Genomic DNA, 17,363 nt, shown 5'->3' with positions numbered 1-17,363 from the left:
AGCTTCAAACTTCAAGCTCACGGCTCACGGCTCACGGCTCACTTACGGCTTGCAGCTTGCAGCTTGCAGCTTATAGCTCGCCCCCAAGCGCGCTAATATCCGGTCTCTTGTGAGCGGGAGACAACAGTGAAAGCCAGGTCGGATGAGTTGCAGGTGTTTGTGACGGTGATCGAAAGCGGCTCGATTTCCGCTGCGGCCGAGCAGGTCGGGCAGACGCCTTCGGCAATCAGCCGCACGCTGTCGCGACTCGAAGGCAAGCTGGGCACGACGTTGACCAATCGCACCACGCGGCGCATGGACCTGACCGAGGAGGGCAAGTATTTCCTTGAGCGGGCCAGGCAGATTCTGGATCAGATGGAAGAGCTGGAAGAGCGCATGTCGGTGCGCCAGCAGACGCCGTCTGGCCGTTTGCGGATCAACGCGGCGTCGCCTTTCATGCTGCATTCCATCGTCCCGTACGTCGCCGAGTTTCGCGCGCTGTACCCGGACATCCAGCTGGAGCTTAACAGCAACGATTTGATCATTGATCTGCTGGAACAGAGCACCGATGTGGCGATCCGCATTGGCGTGCTGGCTGATTCCACCCTGCACGCCCGGCCCCTCGGCAGCAGCCCGCTGAACATCCTAGCCAGCCCTGAATACCTCGAAAAGCACGGCACGCCGAAAACCGTTGCAGCGCTGAGCGAGCATTCCCTGCTCGGCTTCACCCAGACTGAAACCCTCAACCACTGGCCGTTGCGCCACGCCGACGGGGATCGGCTGTTCATTCAGCCGACGGTCTCAGCCTCCAGCGGCGAGACGTTGCGGCAGTTGGCGTTGGCGGGTGAGGGCATCGTGTGCCTGTCGCACTTCATGACCCACGAAGACATCCGCCAGGGCCGCCTTAACGTCATCCTGCCCCAGGCCAACAGCGGCTATCGACAGCCGATCCACGCCGTTTACTACCGCAACTCGCAGCTGGCGTTGCGGATTCAGTGCTTTCTGGATTTCATTCAGGAGAAACTGGCGGTGTACGCCGCCTGACGCGTCACGCCTCGCCCACCCCGCTGAACTCCGCCCGCAACATCTCCACAAACGCCTCCCGCGCCGGGTGATGCTCGGCGCTCTCGTGCCAGTAAAACAGGTTGTCGATGGAGGTCAGTTCAGGGAATTCATAACCGACCCAGCCCGAGCCTTTCCGGTACTGCTCGTAAACCCCCTTGGGCACCAGCGCCACCCCGGCCCCGGCGCTGACGCAACCGACGATGGTGCCGTAATTGGCGATGCTGACGACGGGCTGAGTCTGGCCGTCGTTCTGCATCCAGCGCTCCAGCGCCGCGCGATAAGGGCAGCCTTCGGGCCACATGAAAATCGATTTGCCCTGCAGATCCGCCGCGCTGCGAATCGGCCCCAACGACTCGGCGGCAATCAGCACCAGATCCTCCCGGTACATCGACGTGCGCTTGAGCCGTGGGCGTTTGACATCGATGGCGACAATGGCGCCGTCGAGCTTCTGGTTGAGCGTCGCGTCGAGCAGTTGCGTGCCGGTACCAGTGGTCAGCTCCAGCGACACCTGCGGATAACGCGCATGAAAGCGCGCCAGCAGTCGCGGCAGCCGCGCCGTGGCCGAAGATTCGATGGCACCGATGCGCAACGGCCCGGATGGCGCGGCGTCCGGGTGCACCGCGCGTTTGGCTTCATCGGCCAGGCTGAGCATCTTGCCGGCGTAGGTGAGGAAGATTTCCCCCGCCGGGCTGATGCGCAAACCGCGACCCTGACGGTAGAACAGCTCGGTGCCCAGCTCCGTCTCAAGCGCCTTGATGCGTGCGGTGATGTTCGACGGCACGCAATGCAACACCTCCGCAGCGCGGGCAATGCTGCCGGTGTCGACGACGGTCTTGAACATGCGGATCTGGGCCAGTTCCATTCATCACCAAAAGTGAGGGGTTGAGTCATTATTGTTCGGTTGTGGTGAGCATAGGTTGTTTCGATACTCGCAGCCATGGGCAAGCGCCGGGCTTGTCGGCAGGAGTATCGAGATGAGCGTGGTGGCTGAACCCGTTTGCAAGTCGGAGACGACGGTTAGTGCTGCAGTGCCTTGGCAAGGGGTGAAAGTCGCCCTTGCCACTTTTTTCGTGGTTGCTTGCTGGGGCTTCTCGCCGACCGGCATTCGCATCGGTTTGCAGGCCTATGAGCCGGGGCATCTGGCGCTGCTGCGCTTTCTGATCGCGTCGGTGTTCATGCTGTTAATCGCCTCATCGCAACGCATCGCGTTACCGCGCCTGAAAGATCTGCCGTTGCTCGCGGTGCTGGGTTTCTTCGCCGTCAGCCTGCATCACATTGCCCTCAACTTCGGCCAGGCCGGCGTGACTGCCGGGGCGTCGAGCGTGCTGGTTCAGTCGACGCCCCTGTTCACCGCGCTGTTGGCGCATTTCGTGTTCAAGGAGCGGGTCAGCGCCTGGCGTTGGGGCTGTGTGGCGCTCGGGCTGGTGGGCGCCGCGATTGTTGTCACCGGTGATCGCGGCATCGGCCACATGGACGCCCGCGGGCTGCTGATCCTGGTGGCGGCGTTTTCCTGGAGCGTTTATTTCTCTCTGCAGAAGCGTCACAGCCACCGGTACGACGGCCTGACCATGGTCTGTTACACGGTCTGGGCCGGCACGGTGTTCCTGCTGGTTTACCTGCCGGGGCTGATCGGCGAAATCGTCAACGCGCCGCTTAGGGTCAATGTGGCCGTGGGTGTGTTGGGGCTGTTCCCCAGCGCGCTGGCGTACCTGGCCTGGGCGTACGTCTTGAAGCACATGGAGGTCAGCCGCGCCTCGATGAGTTTGTACCTGACGCCACCGATGGCCATCGCCATTGCGTCGGTGATGCTGGGCGAGCTGCCCTCACAGCGGGTGATCGTCGGGTCGATTGTGGTGCTGGCGAGCGTGTTGGCGCTCAATCTGCGGCGGGAGAGGGCGGTGGTGTTTCCCGTTCGGGATGAACCTGAACGTGCCCCGGTTTAGGCGCTTGGCCGTTTGCGTTTGCGCCAAGTTTCATCATTAATGGGCAGCCGGACCGTTAGTCTCTTCAGCCTCCAGACAGCCCATCAGTTCCAAGCTGTCGCATTTGCCATCAAGGAAGCCCCATGCGTGCAGTGACCCTGAAAACCCTTGCCCTGTCGGTGATCTTCGCCGCGAGTTCGCCGGTGTATGCCGTGGTGCTGGAAGGCGGCGCCGTTGCGGCCCCGGACCAATACGGTGCCCAGGTCGCTGCGCAGATTCTGAAAAAGGGCGGTAACGCCGTTGATGCCGCTGTCGCCACGGCCTTCACCCTGGCGGTCACTTACCCCGAAGCGGGCAACATCGGCGGCGGTGGCTTCATGACCCTGTTCATGAACGGCCGACCGTATTTTCTCGACTACCGCGAAACCGCGCCGAAAGCCGCTACGCGCAACATGTACCTGGACGACAAGGGCGAGGTCATCCCGGGCATGAGTCTGGTGGGCGCACGTGCCTCGGGCGTGCCCGGCACGGTAATGGGGCTGTGGGAAGCCCATCAGAAATTCGGCAAGCTGCCGTGGGCCGAGCTGCTGACGCCGGCCATTGGTTACGCCAAAAACGGCTTCAAGGTCGCCGACAAGCAGTACATGTACGGCGCCGAAGCCATCAAACAGCTCAACGGCAAAACCAATTTTGCGGATTACTTCGGCGACATGAAGACCGGGGAGACCTTCCGTCAGCCGGAGCTGGCCAAGACCCTGGAACGCATCGCCAACAAAGGCGCCAACGAGTTTTATCAGGGCCAGACGGCCGAGCTGCTGGTGGCGCAGATGCAGCACGACAACGGCCTGATCACCAAGGAGGACCTGCAGGATTACAAGGCGGTCTGGCGCAAACCGCTGCACGTGAACTTCAACGGCAACACGCTTTATACCGCGCCGCTGCCCAGTTCCGGCGGCATCGCGCTGGCGCAATTGATCGGCATGAAGCAGCTGCTTGCCGATGACTTCAAGGACGTGCCGCTCAACTCGGCGCGCTATATCCATCTGCTCGCTGAAATTGAAAAACGTGTGTTCGCCGATCGCGCCAATTACCTGGGCGATCCGGACTTTTCCGTGGCGCCGGTGAATCAGCTGACCGACAACGCCTACCTGGCCAAGCGCGCTCATGAGGTCAACCCAACGGCGATTTCGCCGACGGAAAACGTAAAGGCCGGGCTTGAATCCCACCAGACCACGCACTTCTCCATCGTCGATGCCAAGGGCAACGCGGTCAGCAACACCTACACCCTGAACTGGGATTACGGCAGCGGCGTGGTGGTGAAGGGCGCAGGCTTTCTGCTGAACGACGAGATGGATGATTTCAGCTCCAAACCCGGCGTTGCCAATGCGTTCGGTGTGGTGGGCGGGGATGCCAATGCCATTCAGCCCGGCAAGCGCATGTTGTCGTCGATGAGCCCGAGCCTGGTCACCCGCGATGGTGCGGTCACGCTGGTGCTGGGCACGCCGGGTGGCTCACGGATTTTCACCACGGTGTTTCAGGTGCTGAACAATATCTATGACTTCCACATGCCGCTGAAAGACGCGGTTGCCGCGCAGCGGGTTCATCACCAGTTGCTGCCGAAAGACACGATCTACACCGAGAAATTTGCACCGCTGGCGACCCCGGTTGCCGACGAGCTGACGGCCATGGGTTACACGTTGAAGGACCAGGGCTGGTCGATGGGCAATGTGCAGGCGATCAAGATCGACGGCACGAAGGTCGAAACCGCGTCCGATCCCCGTGGGCGGGGTGTGGGGATGGTGGTGAAGTAACGAGAGGCTCATGTGTGATCGTTCCCACGCTCTGCGTTGGAATGCATCCCTGGACGCTCCGCGTCCGCAATCAGGTGACGCGGAGCGTCAGCAGCGGCATTCCCACACAGAGCGTGGGAACGATCGCCTAACGGGCTGAGCCTTAGTGATGCTCCCGCGTTGCGCGGAATTTCACGTCAGGCCAGCGCTCTTCCATCAAGGCCAGGTTGACCCGCGTCGGCGCGAGGTAGGTCAGGTGACCGCCGCCGTCCACGGCCAGGTTTTCCACGGCCTTGTTCTCGAATTCCTCGAGCTTCTTCTTGTCGCTGCAATCGATCCAGCGGGCTGACCACACGGTGATCGGCTCGTAGGCGCACTCGACTTTGTATTCTTCCTTCAAGCGGCTGGCGACCACATCGAACTGCAGCACACCGACGGCGCCGAGGATGATGTCGTTGCTGCGCTGCGGGAAAAACACCTGAGTGGCGCCTTCCTCGGCCAGTTGCTGCAAACCCTGACGCAGCTGCTTGGATTTCAGCGGATCTTTCAGGCGCACGCGGCGGAACAGCTCCGGGGCGAAGTGCGGAATGCCGGTGAATCCCAGCGCCTCGCCTTCAGTGAACGTATCGCCGATCTGAATCGTGCCGTGGTTGTGCAGGCCGATGATGTCGCCGGCGTAGGCTTCTTCCAACTGCTCACGCTCGCTGGAGAAGAACGTCAGTGCGTCACCGATGCGCACGTCCTTGCCGGTGCGCACGTGGCGCATCTTCATGCCCTTGTCGTATTTGCCCGAGCAGATGCGCATGAACGCGATGCGGTCGCGGTGTTTCGGGTCCATGTTTGCCTGAATCTTGAACACGAAGCCGGCGAACTTTTCCTCGACCGGCTCGACCGTGCGCTCGTTGGCAACCCGGGCCAGTGGCCTCGGTGCCCAATTCACGACGGCGTCCAGAACGTGGTCGACACCGAAGTTGCCCAGCGCCGTGCCGAAGAACACCGGGGTCAACTGGCCGTCGAGGAATTCCTGCTGGTTGAATTCATGACAGGCGCCTTGCACCAGTTCCAGCTGATCGACAAAGCGATCGTATTCGTCACCCAGGTGGGCGCGCGCTTCGTCCGAGTCGAGCTTCTCGATGATTTTCACCTCGGTGCGCTCGTGACCGTGACCGGCGGTGTAGACGATGATGTAGTCGTCGGCGAGGTGATAAACGCCTTTGAAATCGCGGTAGCAACCGATCGGCCAGGTGATCGGCGCGGCCTTGATCTTCAGGACCGCTTCGATCTCGTCGAGCAGCTCGATCGGGTCACGAATGTCGCGGTCCAGCTTGTTGATGAAGCTCACGATCGGCGTGTCGCGCAGGCGGCAGACGTCCATCAGTGCGATGGTGCGGGGCTCAACCCCTTTACCGCCATCGAGCACCATCAGCGCCGAGTCGACGGCGGTCAACGTGCGGTAGGTGTCTTCGGAGAAGTCTTCGTGGCCCGGGGTGTCGAGCAGGTTGATCATGTGATCGCGATACGGGAACTGCATGACCGACGTGGTGATGGAGATGCCGCGCTGCTTTTCCATTTCCATCCAGTCGGAGGTGGCGTGACGGTCGGATTTGCGCGACTTCACCGTACCGGCGACGGAAATGGCCTTGCCCATCAGCAAGAGCTTTTCAGTAATGGTGGTCTTACCCGCATCGGGGTGGGAAATGATGGCGAAAGTGCGGCGTTTCGCGACTTCGGCGGCCTGTCTGGTCATGGGAAATCGCCCGAGAGGTGATTCAAAAAAAGGGCGGCGATTATAGCCCAAACCAAAGCAATAACCGAACCGTTCAGTCAATAAGGGGTGGCCAGATACCATCGCACGTGGGAACCTTTGCGGTTACGGAGACGTCCATTCCCTGGTATCGCAAGACGCCAAGGGTTGCAAAATCAGCAAGTTAGCTTGACGAAGCTGCGCTCATGGCTTGTGTTTTCGCCGAGGTATCAACCTTTCCGGCGACCCACCCGCTGCTCTTCGCGAACGTTCGCGTGCTGCCTGAAAAGGCCGGTTTCACGCCAGACGTTCGCCGACTGAAATAAGGAGTCCGCCCGTGGCAAATCGCTATGGCAAGGGGCTGTTGGGAGGTGTGATTGTCATTGCACTCCTGGCCCTGCTGGTCCAATGGATCGGCATCAGTACCATCAGGCAATATCAGGACGATCTGCTGTTTTATCTGCAAGCCCATGTCTGGCTTGTGTTGGCTTCGATGCTCGCGGCACTGGTGGTCGGCATCCCGACCGGCATTGTCCTTAGCCGACCGAACATGGTTGGCCGCGCCGAACGCTTCATGCAGATCTTCAACATCGGTAACACCGTTCCTCCTCTCGCCGTGCTGGCCATCGCTCTGGGTATTCTGGGCATCGGCAGCGGTCCGGCAATCTTCGCTTTGTTCCTCGCTTCGTTGTTGCCCATCGTGCGCAACACCTACGAAGGCCTGAAAAACGTTCAGGGGTCCCTCAAAGAAGCCGCTCGCGGCATCGGCATGACACCGCGTCAGGTGTTGTGGCGTGTCGAGCTGCCCAACGCCGTGCCGATTATCATCGGCGGTGTGCGTGTGGCACTGGCGATCAACGTCGGGACCGCGCCACTGGCCTTCCTCATCGGCGCGAACAGCCTGGGCAGCCTGATTTTCCCCGGCATCGCCCTGAACAATCAGCCGCAACTGGTGCTGGGCGCCGCGTGTACCGCGTTGCTGGCGCTGCTGCTCGATGGCGCCGTGACCCTGGCAAGCCGTCTCTGGCTGGAACGCGGCCTGGCTCGATAACTCGAGCCCCGCTGAGAAAGGAATTGCTATGAAGAAGTTATGCACATTAATCATGGGCCTCGGGCTGTTGCTGTCCGGTTTCGCCCATGCCGCGGATGCAGCCGCTGAAACGCCGGTTCTGCGGATCGGCGCGCGGGTGTTCACCGAGCAGACCATGCTGGCCGAACTGACGGCTCAATACCTGCGCGACAAGGGCTATGACGTCCAGATCACCGGCGGCCTGGGCAGTAACCTGGCGCGCAGTGCTCAGGAAAGCGGCCAGCTGGATCTGCTGTGGGAATACACCGGTGTGTCGCTGGTGGCCTACAACCATGTCGACGAGAAGCTCGACAGCGATCAGACCTATCAGCGCGTCAAGGAACTGGACGCGAAAAAGGGGCTGGTCTGGCTGTCGCCGTCCAAGTTCAACAACACCTATGCCTTGGCTCTGCCGGACAAAATTGCTCAGCAGTATCCGCAGGTCAACACCATGTCTGACCTGACCACGGTGCTCAAGGCCGAGGCCGACAAGGGCCACATCGTCGCGCTGGACACCGAGTTCGCCAACCGTTCCGACGGTCTGGTGGGCATGGTCAAGCACTACGGCATGAACCTGGGGCGTGAAAACACTCGTCAGATGGACGCCGGCCTGGTCTACACCGCGCTGCGCAACGGGCAGGTTTTTGCGGGCCTCGTCTACACCACCGATGGCCGCCTGAACGCGTTCAAACTCAAGGTGCTGGCGGACGATAAGCACTACTTCCCGGACTACACCGCCGCACCAGTCATCCGCAAAGAGTACCTCGACAAGCACCCGGAACTGGCCGATTTGCTCAAGCCACTTGCCGCGCTGCTGGATAACCAGACCATGCGTACGCTGAACGCGCGCATCGACGTCGACCACGAAAGTCCTACCGTCGTGGCGGCAGAATTCCTGCGCGAGCATCCGATCAATCCTTCCGCCGACAGCGTGCCGGTCCCGCCGGCGTCGGCGGCAAAACAGGAGGAGAAACCATGAGTTTCCTCAGCGCTTTCTCCCATCTGGACTGGAATCAGGTCATGCACCTGACCCTGCAGCACATCACCCTCGTCGGCATCGCGGTAACGCTGGCGATTGTCGTCGGCGTGCCGCTCGGCGTGTTAATGACGCGCTTCCCGACCCTCGCCGGGCCGTTGCAGGCCAGCGCCACCGTGCTGCTGACCATCCCGTCGATTGCCCTGTTCGGCTTGCTGCTGCCGTTCTATTCGAAGTTCGGTCAGGGCCTCGGCCCGATGCCGGCGATCACAGCGGTGTTTCTCTACTCGCTGCTGCCGATCATGCGCAACACCTACCTGGCGCTGACCGGCGTCGAGCCCGGCATTCGTGAAGCCGCCAAGGGCATCGGCATGACCTTCGGCCAGCGCCTGCGCATGGTCGAACTGCCGATCGCCGTGCCGGTGATCCTTGCCGGCGTCCGCACCGCCGTGGTCATGAACATCGGTGTCATGACCATCGCCGCCACCATTGGCGCGGGCGGTCTGGGCGTACTCATCCTCGCTTCCATCAGCCGCAGCGATATGTCGATGCTGATCGTCGGCGCCGTACTGGTCAGCATTCTGGCCATCTTCGCCGACCTGCTTCTGCAATGGCTGCAACGCTCGCTGACTCCAAAAGGACTCCTGAAATGATCGCCAAACAAATGATTGAGCTGCAGAACCTGACCAAGACTTTCCAGAGCAACGGCAAGGAAGTGAAGGCTGTCGACTCAGTGAGCCTGACCGTCAATGAAGGCGAGATCTGCGTGTTCCTGGGTCCGTCGGGTTGCGGCAAAAGTACAACACTGAAAATGATCAACCGGCTGATCATGCCGACCTCCGGCAAAGTGCTGATCAATGGCGAGGACACCACCGGTCTCGACGAAGTCACCCTGCGCCGCAACATCGGTTACGTGATTCAGCAGATCGGCCTGTTCCCCAACATGACCATCGAGGAAAACATCGTGGTCGTGCCCAAGCTTCTGGGTTGGGACAAGCAGAAGTGCCACGACCGTGCTCGCGAACTGATGAGCATGATCAAGCTGGAACCCAAGCAGTACCTGCATCGCTATCCGCGCGAGTTGTCGGGTGGTCAGCAACAGCGGATCGGTGTGATTCGTGCGCTGGCGGCCGACGCGCCGCTGCTGCTGATGGACGAGCCCTTCGGTGCGGTCGACCCGATCAACCGCGAGATGATCCAGAACGAGTTTTTCGAGATGCAACGCGCGCTGAACAAGACCGTGATCATGGTCAGCCACGACATCGACGAAGCCATCAAGCTGGGCGACAAGATCGCCATCTTCCGCGCCGGCAAGCTGCTGCAGATCGATCACCCGGACACCCTGCTGGCGCACCCGGCGGATGATTTCGTCAGCAACTTCGTCGGCCAGGACAGCACGCTCAAGCGCCTGCTGCTGGTCAAGGCCGAAGACGCGGCGGACAACGCGCCGTCCGTGAGCCCGGAAACGCCCGTCGCCGATGCCCTGGAAATCATGGACGAAAACGACCGCCGCTACGTGGTCGTCACCGATGCCGAAAACAAGGCAATGGGTTACGTCCGCCGCCGCGAACTGCACCGTCAGGCCGGCACGTGCGAGCAATACCTGCGCCCGTTCAACGCCACCGCCGCTTACGACGAACACCTGCGCATCCTGCTGTCGCGCATGTACGAGTTCAACCGCTCGTGGCTGCCGGTGCTGGATGCCGACAATGTGTTCCTGGGTGAAGTGACCCAGGAATCCATCGCGGCTTACCTGAGTTCCGGCCAGTCGCGCGGGATGAAGACCAGCATTGTTTCGCCTGCGGAATTGGTGGAGCAGGCTGCGCTGAGTTGAGGTGAAGGGCCCGGGTGCTTTGGTGCCCGGGCTACTGTTGACGGTGACGACGCTGAGTCGTTATCGCCGACAGTCAGGGTTGTAATTGGTCTGCGTGAATGACATGAGGATCAAGCCCACAGCGTTCCCAACAATCGTGATGACCATGAGCGAGTCAACGGACTGTTGAAAAACCGCTACCTGAACGATCAGCGTGTAAACGGCTGTTCCAGCAATACCCACCGTTACGACATGTCGGCCGATTGTTCTTATGGACAGCACCAGTGCTGATTGCATCAGGACCAGGAAGATCACGGTGAGGGCCGTCAACTGAGGCGCCTCAGACACGATGGTCACGAGGGCACCATCCAGCAATCCAATCGTTGCGCAGACCAGGAAAGCGAACAGTGATCTGCGCGCATATAGGTTGTGGAAGGGTTGGCCTAGATTGTTAAGTCGCTGGGTTAACAGTGTAATTAAATAAAGCGAAATGCCGCACGTTACTGAAAACGTCACACCTGTTTCCAGCTCGTAATCATCATGTATGCCACTGCCTTGCATGACTGAGCTGTAAGAAGTACACAGCACCCATCCTGTGCCCAGTGTAAGCAGAAAGCCAAATAGGCCCAATCTGCCTGACTTTCTTATATTCGTCAGAGCGATGATGATCGAGCTCACCGAGAAGGCGATGCCGGCAAACACGGCTGGGTTAAGGTTTAGCAAAGCTGTGTAGCCACTTGCCCAGCAGGTGAACGTAAACAGGGTGATCCAAAAATAGTTCTTGATCAGTTGTCTTGAAGAGAATGTGGTGGTTGGCGGAGTGGGGGTAAACAGGAATAGTGGTAACGCTATGATGATTGATGCCAACGATGCAACGGCGGCAAGGACTATGGGTTCCAAGTCCACGTTCTGCATGTAAGTGATGTAATTCATTGTCATGGTATTGCCAGTTAGAAAAATAATTAGTGCGGTCAGGCCTAGCGAGTAAAGTTTTTTCATATTCAAGTCAATGTGTCGTGGCTGTAGTCTGTTTTTTGAATGAATCGATATATGCCTTGTGGCATCCATCTCTGTCTGATTCGTCCTCTATTTGCGTGATATACCCTAAATGGTATCGGCAGTAATCGATCAAGTCCTGGCGGTCGTCATCCCTCAGCTCATGCACCGGATCAAAATCGCTGTCGGTCGCGAACATATTCTCGAATTCGATTTGTAGGGCGGGTTCTTTTTTTATAAAAAATACGGTGATGTTGTCTTCCGCCCAGTGCGTGTCGTAGTAGCCGATGTTGAGGACGGTCCATGCTGTGATGATAAGAACCACCGTAAACAAGAGAATAATCTTTTTCATTCTTGTAGTGGCCTGTGTAGTCCGGTAGTGGCACGCACTACTTTCACAAAATTCATTCCAATATTTCCGGGGCAGATTTTATGCTGATCCTCCGTCTGATGAGGGAACTCTCTGTGGCCGCCGAGGTGTTTTATAGGAAACTCGCGGTTTAAAGCCCTGATCAGATTGATAGCAGCCTCCTGCTGAATATTTGGCACTTGCATCGTGGTGTTAATTCCAAGGTGACTGAAAATCGTACGTGCTACCGCAGTCAGCCCTCCGCCCTCTTCTGGACTACTTAGGTTGTCCAGAAGCACGATGCCTAACACGTTGGAGTTATAAAGCTTGAGGTGTTCGCCCTTGAAGCGTATGTCCCTACCTTCGTAGACGACGCCGGAACAGTCGATTCCAAAATGGTAACCGACGTCATCAGACTTTTCGGCCATTTGAGAATCTTGTACATACCGCATCTGTTCGGCCCCAATACCGCATGCGTAGCTTCTCCCCGCGTGATGAAGTGCAACCATGCTGTAATCCCAGTCTCGGTCCAACGGCTTTTTAGGCGAAGTCGCATGCCACTCCGAACGTTCAACAAACCCGTGCCCCAGCTCCCGCACTTTCCGAATAATCGCCTCTCGCGTCGCGGCCCGATCATTCACGGTGATCACCAAGGGCTTCGGCGCATCCCCATGGATCAACGTCTCCACGCGCGTTGTGGTCGTCACTTCGCGCGTGGTCATTCCCGCAAGCTCACTCAACTCTCGCACTGGCGAGCGGAACATGACGTGGAGAGACACGACGGACTCCGCTGAAGAACCCTCAACGCGGGCCAGTCCATAGCTGTCGGTGATACCGGTCTTCTGCTGACCGTCCACCCTCGCCACAAACGCCCGGTTCACCAGCGGCTGTCCCGTTTCGCTGTCGCGGATGACGAAGGTACGGACGAAGACTCTTCCCGACGCCCGAGTGGTGTGGGGATAAAGAGAAGGCGGGGTACTCGACGTGGGCGTCACGTGGCGTGGCGTCGCAGGAGTAGGCGCAACGCGAGCGGCTCCCGCGCGCCCTGACCGCGATGCAATCAATCGATTCGTGCCCGGCGGACACGCGCACAACACAAGCGCGTTATGCACGGCGGTCGGGATGCCTAGCCACACGAAGCGACTGTCCCCTTCGACGATTTCACCGATCTGCCCACACACGCCGCAAGGGCTGGTCTTGTCGCCTAGCCGCAATGCCATCCGGCCCTGTTCCAGGGATGACTGCACAAGACTGGCGTGGCAGATTGCGCCGGTGGTGGTCGCGTCTCCATCGAGGCCTTGTTCCCGATTGTGGATGCCGAAGAATCCCATGCATCAACACTCCGCAGCAGGAAGGAAATCGTCCGGCCACGCGACATCCTGGCGTTGCAGCAACAGAAGGTGTCCCTGGGGCGTATTGATGATCTCGTCGCCGTTGCTCAAGCGACTGCCAACTAGCGCAATTTGACTGTTCGCTTCTCCTGCACCGGTAAGGATCTGCGCCTCAGTGCCATCGGGGTAAACGGCGTAATCACCGACTCTTGCGCCCGCGACCTCACGGCCGTCAGCGAGCGTGAAATTCATACCCAGTGTGCCTTTCACGATGACACCGCCATCGCGGGTCTGGCTGCGTTCCGCTGCCACCCGGAAAATGCCAGTGGCGGGGTGGGCCTGCTTGAACGCTTCGTTCTCTTTTACCCGAGCCAAGGCTTCCGGACTGAACGTGGCAAGCGCCTCGTCTGAAAAGTGCGGTCGATTCTGATCACGCAGGTACTCGGCGGTGATGTCGTTGTTGTACAGCGGGGAAAGGGCGTTCTCTTGCATGACGCTGATCCTTGGCCGGGTTGATTCGCCTCCTCGTACCGTTCGTGCGAGGTGAATGAACGCCAACCCTAGTGATCAGGATCAATGGGATACGTGGGGGAGAGAGATCCGGTGCGTAGGGCATTTCGGGTGATCAGGTAGCCGATGTCTGACGGACAGGTGGCTTTCGTAACGGATCGCCCATTTGCCACCCACCGGGAACATCACCCTGTCACATCGGTCGGTTACTACGGGTTGATTGAACGCGCGTGGATTCCCGTCTGGCAAAAACGGGCAGAAACGCGACATTTTTAGTTGATCTCCGGCCCCTCAGGTCCTACAGTTCGCGCCGAACGTCCATGCTGGAAACGATCCATCCGGCTCAAGTACTGACGACGAGACAGCAAGGCCACGGGACATCGCGTTCCCATGGCCTTTTTGCTTTCGGCCGAGCAGCCTTGGGAAGTAGGCGAACCAAAGTGGGGATACGGAGGACGTTCACGAGCCGTGCGCTCACACCCATTGTTTTTTACCGTTTGCCAACAGGAGTCCCCGCATGTCGATCCAGGTCGAAGATTATTTCGAGAAAAGCACCTTCGATAAAATGAAGGCGTTTGCCGACAAGCAAGAAACCCCGTTCGTGGTCATCGACACCGCGATGATCAGCAAGGCCTACGACGACCTGCGTGCAGGCTTCGAATTCGCCAAAGTGTATTACGCGGTCAAAGCCAACCCGGCGGTCGAAATCATCGACCTGCTGAAGGAAAAAGGCTCCAGCTTCGACATCGCCTCGATCTACGAGCTGGACAAAGTGATGGACCGCGGCGTCAGCCCGGATCGCATCAGCTACGGCAACACCATCAAGAAATCCAAAGACATTCGCTACTTCTACGAGAAGGGCGTGCGTCTGTTCTCCACCGACTCCGAAGCCGACCTGCGCAACATCGCCAAGGCTGCGCCGGGCTCGAAAGTCTACGTTCGCATCCTCACCGAAGGCTCGACCACGGCTGACTGGCCGCTGTCACGCAAGTTCGGTTGCCAGACCGACATGGCCATGGACCTGCTGATTCTGGCCCGTGAACTGGGCCTGGTGCCTTACGGCATCTCGTTCCACGTCGGTTCGCAGCAGCGCGACATCAGCGTCTGGGACGCCGCGATCGCCAAAGTGAAAGTGATCTTCGAGCGTCTGAAAGAAGAAGACGGCATCGTGCTCAAGCTGATCAACATGGGCGGCGGCTTCCCGGCCAACTACATCACCCGCACCAACAGCCTGGAAACCTACGCTGAAGAAATCATCCGCTATCTGAAAGAAGACTTCGGTGATGACCTGCCGGAAATCATTCTGGAGCCGGGCCGTTCGTTGATCGCCAACGCCGGTATTCTGGTCAGCGAAGTGGTGCTGGTGTCGCGTAAATCCCGCACCGCCGTCGAGCGTTGGGTGTACACGGACGTGGGCAAGTTCTCCGGCCTGATCGAAACCATGGACGAAGCCATCAAGTTCCCGATCTGGACCGAGAAGAAAGGCGAAGTGGAAGAAGTCGTCATCGCCGGCCCGACCTGCGACAGCGCCGACATCATGTACGAGAACTACAAGTACGGCCTGCCGCTGAACCTGGCCATCGGTGACCGTCTGTACTGGCTGTCCACCGGGGCGTACACCACCAGCTACAGCGCTGTGGAATTTAACGGCTTCCCGCCGCTGAAGTCTTACTACGTGTAAATCTGCGCAGTAACGAGAAAAAGGCACCCGGTGGGTGCCTTTTTTTGCGGTTCAAATACTGAATCGAAGAATACTGTCGAGGGTGTAATTGATCAGCCGCTGAGCCTCGCGTGCTGAGATGGCCGCGGATTGACACGACACGGTCATGCGCCGCGCGGGTTGGTTGGCCTTGAGCGCCTGGACTTCACGGAGTGTGGCGTTCAAGAGGCCGGACAATCGCGAGCAATAGGCCCCCATATTTCCTGCCGAGAGGATCGTCGTGTTGTAGGCGCGACGATGCCATTGCATTGCGCTTCTTGCCGAATCCAGACTGCTCTCGTCCGTCACCGCGCTGCTCAGCGTTTCCGGTACGTTGCTGGACTTTCCTTTAACCAGCAGCCCTTTTTGTTTCGCATATTCATACGTCCTGACGTTCATGAAATCGATGAACCGGGGAATGGTCTGCCTTGCGCATTCGATGATGCGGTCGCATTCCGCCTGTTGCCGCTTGAACTCTGCATCGTGGCGCAGCAGATCCTGCGTGAGCTGCGCGATTCGGCTGTCGAACGGGTTGCTGTCCAGCAGTGCGACCAGCTCAGCCAGTGTCTTTTTGGTGTCGTGATGGAGCGAGCGAATCTGCTTCACGCTGCTGCTCCAAAGCGTACTGCCCTGCCGCGCGATGGCGACGGCTTGCTCCATCGCGGGCTCCCTGTATTTACCGTATTCGGCTTGAGGCACCAAACCAAGTTTGATCTTGAAGGCTTCAATGTGCTGGGGAAGTTTTTCCAGATAGCCGATGTTGTATCCCAAGTACCCGACATCGTCGTATTCGATGAGATGTGTTGTCATGATGCCGCCCTCCATGGCGTTACAGCGCAAACTCGTTGTGTTGCCACTGCGCGGTGGCGTAGGTCTTGTCTACGTCGAAGCGTTCGAATTCGTCATGCCTGATGCCCATAATTCTTGCGGAACTCGCGGTCTGCCTCTTTGAACACTTTGAGCAACGTGTCCGCTTCCCGTTTTATCTGGGTCCAGGGTTCAGCCACCAGATTAAAAGCGTTCATGAGGCGGCGCATTGACAGCGCGTTATCAATTTTGCCCGCTTCTTGAGCCGAGTGGATCAGGAAAATATGCAGACCGTTCCACACCACAACCATGTTCTGGATGGCAATGTCTGCATCCAGAATGATCAGGCTTAGATCATGCAGATCATGACGAACGCGCTGCAGTGAGGCGTGGATTCTGTTTTTTTGCTCCAGTAGACGAATGCTGCTCTCTTGTTCCAGGCGCAATGCATTGATCTTTCTACGCACTTTGCCTGCTTCAACCCCGTAGTAAATACCCAACCCGATCAGGGCAAAACTGGCACCCACCGACTTTTTGATCAGCGTTTTGTATGCCCGCTGTTTTTCTTCAATGTCTGCGGCACGTCGGTTGATGGCGTCGTTCAGCGTTTTGATGTCGGCCGGCACATTATTGTTGTCGATGCTCTTTAACTTGAGCTGTACGTCGGGCATTACCCGTGTCGACAACTCCCGCGAAAAGGCATCGAGCCGACCCTTGAGTGCTTCGGTTGTGCTGCGTCGATGCAAGACGAGCGCGGCGACCTGCTCGATGTAATGCAGAAAATCCTGGTGATCGGCCGGCTCGAGCGTCTCTGCAGCCTTTGCCCTGATCTCGTTATAAAGCTCTCTTACACCGTTGCCGTAAACTTCCATCTGATCGGCGAACACCCACAACTCGCTGCCTACGTTCATCAGGTCGGTACGAAGCGGTTTCCATTGCGCGGCGTGAAGATGAATGCGATTGAAACTCGCCTGAAAATCCCTGGCTTCAAGATTCAGGCCGGCGCCTGTTTCGTAGCCCAGATACCAGACAACATCTTTGAGTGCGATGGGAAGCGCGAGACCGTGGGTTGTATAACGCATAAGGTCAATCAGTTGTGATTTGGTCAGGAAGAGGCCTGGCGCGCGAATGGCTTCTTCTACCGTACCCGCTGCAGCGGAAATCAACGTGCAGGGCAGGCGCTCTGCCAAGTCAAGTTTCTCATCCCGAACGGGTGCGTCATCCATGGCTCCGGATGATTTCATATCGTTAATCCTTTAATGAGATGAATGGTGTGAAGGGGAGGCCTGACGTGAACCAGGCGCTCCGGCATG

Annotated in this window: 16 protein-coding genes; 8 read left to right on the top strand and 8 right to left on the bottom strand. The window is 58.7% G+C overall.

Annotated features, from left to right (window positions below):
- The first annotated feature begins 126 nt into the window (after positions 1–126).
- Entirely contained in the window at positions 127–1,023 is an 897-nt protein-coding gene (locus AC07VF_RS10100; protein ID WP_495007939.1) for a LysR substrate-binding domain-containing protein, read from the top strand.
- 4 nt (positions 1,024–1,027) lie between these two features.
- On the opposite strand, the gene AC07VF_RS10095 is transcribed toward AC07VF_RS10100, so the two are convergent.
- A complete protein-coding gene (locus AC07VF_RS10095) occupies positions 1,028–1,906 on the bottom strand; it encodes a LysR family transcriptional regulator (RefSeq protein WP_495007938.1) in 879 nt (292 codons plus the stop codon).
- Positions 1,907–2,018: 112 nt separating this feature from the next.
- Here AC07VF_RS10095 and AC07VF_RS10090 point away from each other — a divergent pair, with 112 nt between their 5' ends.
- Positions 2,019–2,987: a DMT family transporter gene (locus tag AC07VF_RS10090; protein WP_495007937.1), complete on the top strand. Its 969-nt coding sequence runs from the start codon at positions 2,019–2,021 to the stop codon at positions 2,985–2,987.
- Between the two features lie 122 nt (positions 2,988–3,109).
- Complete coding sequence (gene ggt / locus AC07VF_RS10085; protein WP_495007936.1) at positions 3,110–4,777, top strand: gamma-glutamyltransferase; 1,668 nt, start codon at positions 3,110–3,112, stop codon at positions 4,775–4,777.
- Positions 4,778–4,919: 142 nt separating this feature from the next.
- Here ggt and AC07VF_RS10080 read toward each other — a convergent pair whose 3' ends face one another.
- Complete coding sequence (locus tag AC07VF_RS10080; protein ID WP_495007935.1) at positions 4,920–6,503, bottom strand: peptide chain release factor 3; 1,584 nt, start codon at positions 6,501–6,503, stop codon at positions 4,920–4,922.
- Between the two features lie 334 nt (positions 6,504–6,837).
- On the opposite strand from AC07VF_RS10080, the gene AC07VF_RS10075 reads away from it, so the two are divergent.
- The 4 genes from AC07VF_RS10075 to AC07VF_RS10060 are packed head-to-tail and all read left to right on the top strand — an operon-like array spanning position 6,838 to position 10,379.
- A complete protein-coding gene (locus AC07VF_RS10075; protein ID WP_074886589.1) occupies positions 6,838–7,551 on the top strand; it encodes an ABC transporter permease in 714 nt (237 codons plus the stop codon).
- 28 nt (positions 7,552–7,579) lie between these two features.
- Entirely contained in the window at positions 7,580–8,548 is a 969-nt protein-coding gene (locus AC07VF_RS10070; RefSeq protein WP_495007934.1) for a glycine betaine ABC transporter substrate-binding protein, read from the top strand.
- Positions 8,545–9,198 (top strand): ABC transporter permease, encoded by a 654-nt coding sequence (locus AC07VF_RS10065; protein ID WP_065990219.1) that lies wholly within the window; start codon positions 8,545–8,547, stop codon positions 9,196–9,198. Before AC07VF_RS10070 ends, AC07VF_RS10065 begins: the two co-directional genes overlap by 4 nt.
- A gap of 11 nt (positions 9,199–9,209) precedes the next feature.
- The gene (locus AC07VF_RS10060) at positions 9,210–10,379 is read left to right on the top strand and encodes an osmoprotectant ABC transporter ATP-binding protein OsmV (RefSeq protein WP_495007961.1); all 1,170 of its coding nucleotides are present in this window, start codon (positions 9,210–9,212) and stop codon (positions 10,377–10,379) included.
- A 60-nt stretch (positions 10,380–10,439) separates the two neighbouring features.
- Here AC07VF_RS10060 and AC07VF_RS10055 read toward each other — a convergent pair whose 3' ends face one another.
- Genes AC07VF_RS10055 through AC07VF_RS10040 form a run of 4 tightly spaced genes read right to left on the bottom strand, consistent with a single transcriptional unit; the run spans position 10,440 to position 13,526 of the window.
- Entirely contained in the window at positions 10,440–11,357 is a 918-nt protein-coding gene (locus AC07VF_RS10055) for a hypothetical protein (protein WP_495007933.1), read from the bottom strand.
- 7 nt (positions 11,358–11,364) lie between these two features.
- Positions 11,365–11,706 carry a hypothetical protein gene (locus AC07VF_RS10050; protein WP_192170664.1) on the bottom strand — a complete coding sequence of 114 codons (342 nt, stop codon included), beginning with the start codon at positions 11,704–11,706 and terminating at the stop codon, positions 11,365–11,367.
- Positions 11,703–13,034, bottom strand: coding sequence for an N-acetylmuramoyl-L-alanine amidase (locus AC07VF_RS10045; protein WP_495007932.1), 1,332 nt, complete (start codon positions 13,032–13,034; stop codon positions 11,703–11,705). The genes AC07VF_RS10050 and AC07VF_RS10045 overlap by 4 nt, the downstream gene beginning before the upstream one ends.
- A gap of 3 nt (positions 13,035–13,037) precedes the next feature.
- Entirely contained in the window at positions 13,038–13,526 is a 489-nt protein-coding gene (locus tag AC07VF_RS10040) for a hypothetical protein (RefSeq protein ID WP_346625640.1), read from the bottom strand.
- Positions 13,527–14,061: 535 nt separating this feature from the next.
- Here AC07VF_RS10040 and AC07VF_RS10035 point away from each other — a divergent pair.
- Complete coding sequence (locus tag AC07VF_RS10035; protein ID WP_192170666.1) at positions 14,062–15,225, top strand: type III PLP-dependent enzyme; 1,164 nt, start codon at positions 14,062–14,064, stop codon at positions 15,223–15,225.
- A 51-nt stretch (positions 15,226–15,276) separates the two neighbouring features.
- Here the strand turns inward: AC07VF_RS10035 and AC07VF_RS10030 are convergent, their stop codons facing one another.
- Entirely contained in the window at positions 15,277–16,053 is a 777-nt protein-coding gene (locus AC07VF_RS10030) for a hypothetical protein (RefSeq protein ID WP_495007931.1), read from the bottom strand.
- 92 nt (positions 16,054–16,145) lie between these two features.
- Positions 16,146–17,294: an alpha-xenorhabdolysin family binary toxin subunit A gene (locus AC07VF_RS10025; RefSeq protein ID WP_495007930.1), complete on the bottom strand. Its 1,149-nt coding sequence runs from the start codon at positions 17,292–17,294 to the stop codon at positions 16,146–16,148.
- Positions 17,295–17,363: the final 69 nt, after the last annotated feature.

Source organism: Pseudomonas sp. GW821-FHT02H06 (genome assembly GCF_059421525.1).
The sequence above is the reverse complement of the archived record's forward strand: the minus strand, read 5'-3'. Positions and strand labels throughout refer to the sequence as shown.